This window comes from Hoeflea sp. (genome assembly GCF_984452065.1).
Genome location: NZ_CFHWAF010000036.1, coordinates 1 through 8,400, shown reverse-complemented (window position 1 = coordinate 8,400; position 8,400 = coordinate 1). Strand labels below are relative to the sequence as shown.

The following is an 8,400-nucleotide window of genomic DNA, read 5'->3' as shown; positions in this document are numbered from 1 at the left end:
ATGGCGACAGTCTCGGCAATCAGGGATCGCTCGGCGCCGGCGACGTCCAATGGATGACGGCCGGCCGCGGCATCATGCATCAGGAGATGCCGAAGGGTGACGCGAAAGGCCGCATGCACGGCTTCCAGCTCTGGGCCAACCTGCCTTCGTCGCTGAAGATGACCGATCCGCGCTACCAGGACATCAAGGCCGCCGATATTCCGGAAGTCATTGACGATGACGGAACCGTCGTGCGCGTTGTCTGCGGCGATTTCTGGGGCAAATCGGGACCGGTCGACGGCGTTTCCGCCGACCCGCTCTATCTGGACGTCTCGGTAGCGCCCGGCAAACGCAAAAGCCTGCCGGTGGACACCTACCGGTCCGCCTTTGCCTATATCTTCGCCGGATCGGGCGTTTTTTCCGGCGCCTCGAAACCGTTCGGCGTGTTGACGGAGAAGGAGATCGGCGGCGAGGAAATCCTGCTGCGGGACCAGTCCGGCGATCGCACCCTCGTCGTCTTTGACACCGGTGACGAGGTCACGGTTCAGGCCGGCGAGGAAGGCGTCCGTTTCCTTCTGGTCTGCGGCAAGCCGATCGAGGAACCGGTCGCCTGGCACGGGCCCATCGTCATGAACACGCGCGAAGAGCTGGTTCAGGCCATCCGCGAACTGCAGTCCGGCAGCTTTATCAAGAGCTGAGGTCCACAACCAGTCCGGTGTGCGGCGAGACCTTGCCGTCACGCAGATCGTCGAAAAGACCTTCGACGTCGGCAAGGCCCGTCGTCGTCTCGTAGGTGAGCCAAGAATTGCTCTTTTCAGCAGCCGAACGCCAGAACGCAAGGGCGCGTTTTTCGAACGCGCCCTTGCCCCACTCGCCGGCACGTTTCTGTATGTGACCGGGGGCGAAGAACATGGCGCTGCGCTCGCGGATGAACCCCGGTCCCATCTGGTTTTCGGTCCAGTGGGTCACGCCCACATTGGAGCAGTAGCGCATATTGTCGCCGAGATGGGCATGCAGTCGCGAGAGCACCGTGCCGGACCCTGACATGTCGACGATGGCTGTAGGCTTTGCGGCGTCGACCGCCTCTATCTCATCATAGGACAGCACGCTGTCGTGGAGCCCGAGCGATCTGACGAGATCGAGATTGCGGGCCGACGTCATGCCGATGCCGGCCGGGGCCTTGTCGTCATCGGCGAGCGCATAGGCAAGACCGATGGCGGTTTTGCTCGACGCGCTGATGATGACGATCTGCTGCGCGCCGAACCAGTCATTGTCGACAAGAAAGTCGTGCAGGCAGAATGAGGTCGCATAAAGCGGATGCAGCACCATGCGGGCATTGTCCAGTTCCCGCGCGTAATCCGGCTGGCCGGCGAGGCGGACATAGGAATTGTAGACCGGCGGCAGAGCGGACCGATGCTCCGACGCGTCGAACATCCGCGTCTCGCTGACCTTCTGCGGCCGCATCACAAGATGCGTCGCCATCGGTAAATAGCCGTAAAGCCGCTCTCCCTGAGGAACCTCCCGCGCCCTCGAGGCGACGACATCGGCGAAACCCCAGACCGGAATAATGCCCCAGCCGCCGTCGTCATTGTCCAGAGGCGGAAAGAAATTCCAGTAGCCGATACGCTCGCCGACAACACCGTAGGTGATGTTGTTGGCCGTCAGACCGAAGCGGTCGACCTTGACCAGGATCTCGCCCTCAGTGAGAGCCGGCTCCTCGGCCTCGATCAGCCTGTGGCGGGAAAGGTCGTCCTTGCGGACCTGAAACTGCATCACGGCCGTCGCTCCTCAAACCGACATCATGCCGCCTTTTGCGGATGATATTCCTTGACGTGGGCAAATTCTATGGCGGGCCAGCGCTCGGCCTCGTAGTTCAGCGAAAAACCGTCCGCGGCCAGAAAGACGGCATCGCCGTCGAGGTCGCGGGCGATGTCGCCGCGCTTGGCGTCGATGAATTTGTCGACATCGGCGGCGCTGTCGGCCGAAATCCAGCGGCAGACATTGAACCGCGCCGCCTCGAAGCTGACCGGCAGGCCGTATTCGGCCTTCAGCCTTTCCTTGAGGACATCGAGCTGCAGCGCGCCGATCACACCGACAATGGCCGGAGAGCCGTCCTCCGGCGAGAAAAGCTGAACCACGCCTTCCTCGGCCATCTGCTGCAGGGCCTCCTTCAGCTTCTTGGCCTTCATGGCGTCCTCCAGGCGCACCCGGCGCAGGATCTCCGGCGCGAAATTCGGCACGCCTTCAAAGACAATATCCTCGCCCTCGGTCAGCGTGTCGCCGATGCGCAGCGTGCCGTGATTGGGGATGCCCACCACATCGCCGGCATAGGCATCGTCGGCAAGCTGGCGCTGATGGGCGAAGAAGAACTGCGGCGCCGAAAGGCCGAGCGTTTTTCCCGTGCGCGACAGGCGCGCCTTCATGCCGCGCCGCAGACGGCCGGAACAGACGCGCACAAAGGCGATCCGGTCGCGGTGATTGGGGTCCATATTGGCCTGGATCTTGAAAACGAAGGCGGACATCTTCGGATCCGTCGCCTTGACGAGGCGGTCCCCGGCTTTCTGGGCGCGCGGCTGGGGCGCGTATCTGCCGAGCGCATTGATCAGATCGCGGACGCCGTAATTGCGCAGCGCCGAGCCGAAATAGACAGGCGTGAGGTGCCCTTCGCGGAACGCCTCCAGATCGAAGGGGCGGCAGGCCTCGATGGCGAGCGCCGTTTCCTCGATGAAGGCTTCGCAGTCGTTTTCCGGCAGCAGCCCGGCGGCGCTGTCGGCCTCCGGCCCGTTGACCTTCGTGACCTCTTCCTCGCTGTCCTGGCGGCGCACGGCGTTGTCGGCAAGGTGATAGGTGCCGGCGAAGGTCCGGCCCCGGCCGATCGGCCATGTCATCGGCGCGGTATCGAGGGCGAGCTTTTCCTCGACCTCGTCGAGGATCTCGAACGGGTCGCGGCTTTCGCGGTCCATCTTGTTGACGAAAGTGACGATCGGAATGTCGCGCAGCCGGCAGACCTCGAAGAGCTTCAGCGTGCGCGGCTCGATGCCCTTGGCGGCGTCGATGACCATGATCGCGGCGTCGACGGCAGTCAGCGTGCGATAGGTATCGTCGGCAAAATCCTCGTGGCCGGGCGTGTCGAGCAGGTTGAAGACATGGTCGCCATATTCGAAGGTCATCACCGAGGTGACGACGGAAATGCCGCGGTCGCGCTCGATCTTCATCCAGTCCGAGCGGGTCTGCATGCGGTCCTTCTTGGCCTTCACCTCGCCGGCAAGCTGGATCGCGCCGCCAAACAGGAGCAGCTTTTCGGTCAAGGTGGTCTTGCCGGCGTCGGGGTGCGAGATGATGGCAAAGGTGCGCCGCCGGGCGACGGCTTTCGCCAGATGATCGGTCATGCGGAGAAAATCCTGTTGAATTGCAGGTCTTCTAGCGCCAGTTGGCCGCCGTTGCAATTGACGAAGACCCGGCCGGCGGCGAGAGTGCGGCATGGCTACACTCACCGCTGATACCTGGACCGACTTCGACACAACACCCGCCATCGGGCTTGTACGTCTGCCGCATGGCGAAGGCCTTGATCTTCCGGCCTATGAAACCGATGGCGCGGCCGGCATGGATTTGCGCGCCGCCAATGAAAAGGCCGCGCCGATCGTTCTCGAACCCGGCGCACGGGTTCTGGTGCCGACCGGCTTTGTCTTTGAAATTCCGCCGGGCTTCGAGGCGCAGATAAGGCCGCGCTCCGGTCTTGCGTTCAAACACGGGCTGACATGCCTCAACACGCCGGGTACGATCGACAGCGACTATCGCGGTGAGGTGCAGGTCCTGTTGGTCAACCACGGCAGTGAAGCCTTTACCATCGAGCGCGGCATGCGCATCGCGCAGATGGTCATCGCGCCGGTGGTGCAGGCCCGTGTCGAGGAGCGGTCCCTTGCCGGCGAAACAGCCCGCGGCGGCGGCGGCTTCGGCTCCACCGGGCATTAGCGGCACGAAAACTCCTTCTAAATTCTGCATCTGAAGCCTTTTCTCATAGATATTCCTTCCTTGTTTCTTGCGAATACGGAATGGTTTCCTAAATGAAGGGGAGATTGAGCATTGCCGTCCTCGCCATTTCGGCGCGGCGATCTATGATCTTCACATACCCCGTTTCCGTCGGAGAACCCAAGGAGCACAATCATGTCACAGCACGCAGAGCGCGCACCCGGCCGGGGCCGGGTCTATGAGTCCATTACACAGACAATCGGCGACACACCGCTGGTGCGCCTCGGGCGGCTCGCATCCGAAAACGGCGTTCATGCGGATCTGCTTGCCAAGCTGGAGTTCTTCAATCCGATCGCCAGCGTCAAGGACCGGATCGGCGTCGCCATGATTGAAGCCATGGAACGGGACGGCACGATCACGCCGGGCAAATCAGTGCTGGTGGAGCCGACCTCGGGCAATACCGGCATCGCGCTCGCTTTCGCCGCGGCGGCCAAGGGCTACCGGCTGATCCTGACCATGCCTGAGTCCATGTCGGTCGAACGCCGGAAAATGCTGGCGCTGCTCGGCGCGGAGCTGGTGCTCACCGAAGCGCCGAAGGGCATGAAGGGCGCGATCGCCAGGGCAGAGGAACTGGCCTCCGAGATAGCGGATGCGGTGATCCCGCAACAATTCGAGAATCCGGCCAATCCGCAAATCCACCGCGAGACGACGGCGGAAGAAATCTGGAACGACACCGATGGCGGCGTCGATACACCTAATGCGCTCCGCCGAACCGGCCGACACGAACCCCGTAGTGGACGGCAATGCCGTAATCCGGGTCGTCGTCGGAATCCACCATCAACTGGCCGGCCCGCGACAGCAGCGTGTGGCAGTCGCGCGACAGGTGCTTCAGCTCCAGCTTTGTGCCGTGACTGGAATAACGGGCGGCGAGTGCCTCGATCGCCTGCAGGGCCGACTGGTCGACCACGCGCGAATCCATGAAATCGACAATCACGCGCTCCGGGTCGGACCTGGGCTCGAAGAGCTCGAGGAAACCGGAGACCGAGCCGAAGAAAAGCGGGCCTTCGATGCGGTAGGTCTTGGCGCCGTCCTCTTCCTGTGTCGTCGCGCGGATGCGCGTGGCATTGTTCCACGCATAGGCGAGCGCCGAGATGATGACGCCGGCGACGACGGCGATGGCAAGGTCGGTCATCACCGTGATGATGGTGACGAGCACGATGACGGCCGCATCCGTGCGCGGCACGCGGGCGATGATCGTGAAGCTCCGCCAGGCGAAGGTTCCGATCACCACCATGAACATGACGCCGATCAGCGCTGCCAGCGGGATCTGCTCGATCAGCGATGATGCAAACAGGATGAAGCTCAGGAGCAGCACCGCCGCGGTGACGCCTGAGAGCCGCGTGCGAGCGCCCGATTCCACATTGATCATCGACTGGCCGATCATGGCGCAGCCGCCCATGCCGCCGAAGAAGCCGGTCACGACATTGGCGCTGCCCTGCGCCATGCACTCCTGCGATGCGCCGCCGCGCGTTCCGGTCTTTTCACCGACGAGGTTGAAGGTCAGCAGGCTCTCGATCAGGCCGATGGCCGCGAAGATCACCGCATAGGGAAAGATGATCTCCAGCGTCTCCCAGGTCAGGGGGACGGCAGGGATGGAAAACGCCGGCAGGCCGCCGCTGATCGAGGCCATATCGCCGACACGCGGCACCGGAATGTCGAGCCCGATGACCAGCCCGGCGACGACAACGATGGCCGCCAGCGGCGCGGGAACGATCCGGGTGATTTTCGGGACGATATAGATAACCGCCATGGTCAAGGCAACGAGACCGATCATGAAGGCGAGCGGCAGGCCGCCGATCCATTCCTTGCCGCCGCCGGCCGCCGGCACCTTGAACTGCTCGAACTGGGCCAGGAAAATCACGATGGCCAGCCCGTTGACGAAGCCGAGCATCACCGGATGCGGCACGAGGCGGATGAATTTGCCGAGCTGCAGGATACCGGCGGCGATCTGGATAATGCCCATGAGGATGACGGCGGCGAAGAGGTATTCGACACCGTGCGATGACACCAAAGCCACCATAACGACCGCAAGCGCGCCCGTCGCGCCGGAAATCATGCCGGGACGGCCGCCGAAGAGCGATGTGATCAGGCAAACGATGAAAGCCGCATAAAGCCCGGTCAGCGGATGAACGCCGGCCACAAAGGCGAAGGCGACAGCCTCGGGAACCAGCGCCAGCGCAACCGTCAGACCGGAAAGGGTCTCGATGCGGATACGATCGGGCGTCATGGGCGTACGCAGCGCGCTGGGCGAACGCACGAGTGGCAGCGCTTGCGTGAGCGCCGCATAGGCGGGTTTGAACAAGGGGTCGGATCCGTTTTTGTAACCGAATGGAAGAGTATCGCCGCGCTTATTGCACTGCACAAACGAAATGACCAGCCCATTTAAGCCCGTGCATGGCAGCTATGCGCCGATCATTTGTGGAAGGAGGGGCTCACGACCCCTGCGGGGAGGAATTTTGCGGCTTGACTCCAAGTGTGATCACACATAACACCGCTCCATGTCAGAGATTATCCTCATGGGCGACACCGGAATGCCGGCCCCCGGACGTCACGACAATGCGCTTGCCCGCAATACGGGTTGTGCGCTTGAACGCGACTGGATCAACGATATTCAGGTCAACCGTTCCGCGGTAGAGCGGCGCTGCTCGACGCTTGGCGGCCGCCGCTCGGTCAAGAAGGACGCACAGGCCGGATGGTTGCTCAAGGCCATCACCTGCATCGACCTGACCACGCTCAACGGCGACGACACCGCCGCGCGCGTGCGCCGGCTGTGCGCCAAGGCGCGGCAGCCGGTGCGCCCGGACCTGCTCGAGGCGCTGGGCGTCGCCGATCGGCGGATCACCACCGGAGCGGTCTGCGTCTATCACCGGTTCGTGCGCGAGGCGGTCGAAGCACTGGACGGCACCTTCATTCCCGTTGCCGCCGTGTCGACCGGCTTCCCGGCCGGGCTGTCGCCGCATGACACCAAGCTGCGCGAGATCGAGGCATCCGTTGCAGACGGCGCCAAGGAGATCGACATCGTGGTGACGCGCGAGCATGTGCTGACCGGCAACTGGCAGGCGCTCTACGACGAGATGCGCGATTTCCGCGACGCCTGCGGCGAGGCCCATGTCAAGGCGATCCTTGCCACCGGCGATCTGCGCACCTTGCGCAACGTGGCGCGGGCCTCGTTGGTGTGCATGATGGCCGGCGCTGATTTCATCAAGACGTCCACCGGCAAGGAGACGGCGAACGCCACGCTGCCGGTCAGCCTTGTGATGCTGCGCATGATCCGCCAGTTCCATGAGTGCACCGGCCAGATTGTCGGCTTCAAGCCGGCCGGGGGCATCTCGACCGCCAAGGATGTGCTGGCCTATCAGATCCTCATGAAGGAAGAGCTCGGACGGCGCTGGCTTGAGCCCGACCTGTTGCGGTTCGGCGCGTCTTCCCTGCTTGCCGATATCGAGCGCCAGCTGGAACATCATATCACCGGCCGCTATTCGGCCTTCAACCGCCACCCGATGGCATAAGGGGACGTGACGATGTCCGTTGCAGATTATTTCGATACCCTCGATTACGGCCCCGCACCCGAGGCGGATGACAATGTCCGGAACTGGCTGAAAGATCGCGGCTCCGGCTTCGGCCATTTCATCGGCGGCGGCTTTTGCCCGTCGAAGTCCGGCAAGACGCTTGTCACCCATGAACCGGCCACCGGCGAAAAGCTGGCAAAAATTGCTCTGGGGTCGGCGGAAGATGTCGACGAAGCGGTTGCCGCCGCTGCCGCAGCGCAGCCCTCGTGGGAGGCCGTCGGCGGCAGGCAGCGGGCACGGCATATTTATGCGCTCGCGCGGATGGTTCAGCGCCACGCGCGGCTTTTTGCCGTGCTCGAGGCGCTGGACAACGGCAAGCCGATCCGCGAGACCCGCGACCTCGATATCCCGCTGGTCGCGCGGCACTTCTACCATCACGCCGGCTGGGCGGAGCTTCAAGACAGCGAATTGTCCGATTACAAGCCGGTCGGTGTCGTCGGTCAGATCATCCCGTGGAACTTCCCGCTGCTGATGTTGGCGTGGAAGGTCGCGCCGGCCCTCGCGCTCGGCAATACGGTGGTTTTGAAACCGGCTGAATCGACTCCGCTGACCGCGTTGCTCTTTGCCGAGCTTGCCGCGCGCGCCGGTCTGCCCGCCGGTGTCCTGAATGTCGTGACCGGTGATGGTTCGACGGGGTCCGCTCTGGTCAAACATGAGGGTGTGCACAAGATCGCCTTCACCGGCTCCACCGATGTCGGCCGCATCATCCGCGCCGAGACGGCCGGCAGCGGCAAGTCGCTGACGCTGGAACTCGGCGGCAAGTCGCCCTTCATCGTCTTTGACGACGCCGATATGGACGGCGCCATCGAGGGCGTGGTCGACG

7 protein-coding genes and 1 pseudogene are annotated in these 8,400 nt (G+C 63.4%); 5 read left to right on the top strand and 3 right to left on the bottom strand.

Annotation, left to right across the window (positions count from 1 at the left end; translation table 11 throughout):
* The coding region (locus AC5E6N_RS09160; protein ID WP_491747532.1) for a pirin family protein at positions 1–677 on the top strand (677 nt) is incomplete at its 5' end.
* Here the strand turns inward: AC5E6N_RS09160 and AC5E6N_RS09155 are convergent.
* Both AC5E6N_RS09155 and AC5E6N_RS09150 read right to left on the bottom strand, forming a co-directional pair.
* Positions 667–1,752 (bottom strand): DUF2855 family protein, encoded by a 1,086-nt coding sequence (locus AC5E6N_RS09155; protein ID WP_491747563.1) that lies wholly within the window; start codon positions 1,750–1,752, stop codon positions 667–669. The two genes, AC5E6N_RS09160 and AC5E6N_RS09155, sit on opposite strands and share 11 nt — an antisense overlap.
* Positions 1,753–1,778: 26 nt before the next feature.
* A complete protein-coding gene (locus AC5E6N_RS09150) occupies positions 1,779–3,368 on the bottom strand; it encodes a peptide chain release factor 3 (RefSeq protein ID WP_491747531.1) in 1,590 nt (529 codons plus the stop codon).
* A gap of 91 nt (positions 3,369–3,459) precedes the next feature.
* On the opposite strand from AC5E6N_RS09150, the gene dut reads away from it, so the two are divergent.
* Both dut and AC5E6N_RS09140 read left to right on the top strand, forming a co-directional pair.
* Positions 3,460–3,951, top strand: coding sequence for a dUTP diphosphatase (gene dut, locus AC5E6N_RS09145; RefSeq protein ID WP_491747530.1), 492 nt, complete (start codon positions 3,460–3,462; stop codon positions 3,949–3,951).
* A gap of 192 nt (positions 3,952–4,143) precedes the next feature.
* Positions 4,144–4,698 (top strand): annotated as a pseudogene (locus AC5E6N_RS09140) (PLP-dependent cysteine synthase family protein); the annotation flags it as partial.
* Between the two features lie 4 nt (positions 4,699–4,702).
* Here AC5E6N_RS09140 and AC5E6N_RS09135 read toward each other — a convergent pair.
* Positions 4,703–6,235 carry a SulP family inorganic anion transporter gene (locus AC5E6N_RS09135; RefSeq protein ID WP_491747562.1) on the bottom strand — a complete coding sequence of 511 codons (1,533 nt, stop codon included), beginning with the start codon at positions 6,233–6,235 and terminating at the stop codon, positions 4,703–4,705.
* A gap of 289 nt (positions 6,236–6,524) precedes the next feature.
* Here AC5E6N_RS09135 and deoC point away from each other — a divergent pair, with 289 nt between their 5' ends.
* Positions 6,525–7,517 (top strand): deoxyribose-phosphate aldolase, encoded by a 993-nt coding sequence (deoC, locus tag AC5E6N_RS09130; protein WP_491747561.1) that lies wholly within the window; start codon positions 6,525–6,527, stop codon positions 7,515–7,517.
* Positions 7,518–7,529: 12 nt separating this feature from the next.
* Positions 7,530–8,400 (top strand): aldehyde dehydrogenase family protein (locus AC5E6N_RS09125; RefSeq protein ID WP_491747529.1); only part of this gene is annotated, 871 nt, incomplete at its 3' end.

Bases quoted from the DNA above. Each gene is read 5' to 3' on its own strand.
- AC5E6N_RS09135 (WP_491747562.1), bottom strand. From the start codon at position 6,235: ATGACGCCCGATCGTATCCGCATCGAGACCCTTTCCGGTCTGACGGTT.
- dut (WP_491747530.1), top strand. From the start codon at position 3,460: ATGGCTACACTCACCGCTGATACCTGGACCGACTTCGACACAACACCC.
- AC5E6N_RS09155 (WP_491747563.1), bottom strand. From the start codon at position 1,752: ATGCAGTTTCAGGTCCGCAAGGACGACCTTTCCCGCCACAGGCTGATC.
- deoC (WP_491747561.1), top strand. From the start codon at position 6,525: ATGGGCGACACCGGAATGCCGGCCCCCGGACGTCACGACAATGCGCTT.
- AC5E6N_RS09150 (WP_491747531.1), bottom strand. From the start codon at position 3,368: ATGACCGATCATCTGGCGAAAGCCGTCGCCCGGCGGCGCACCTTTGCC.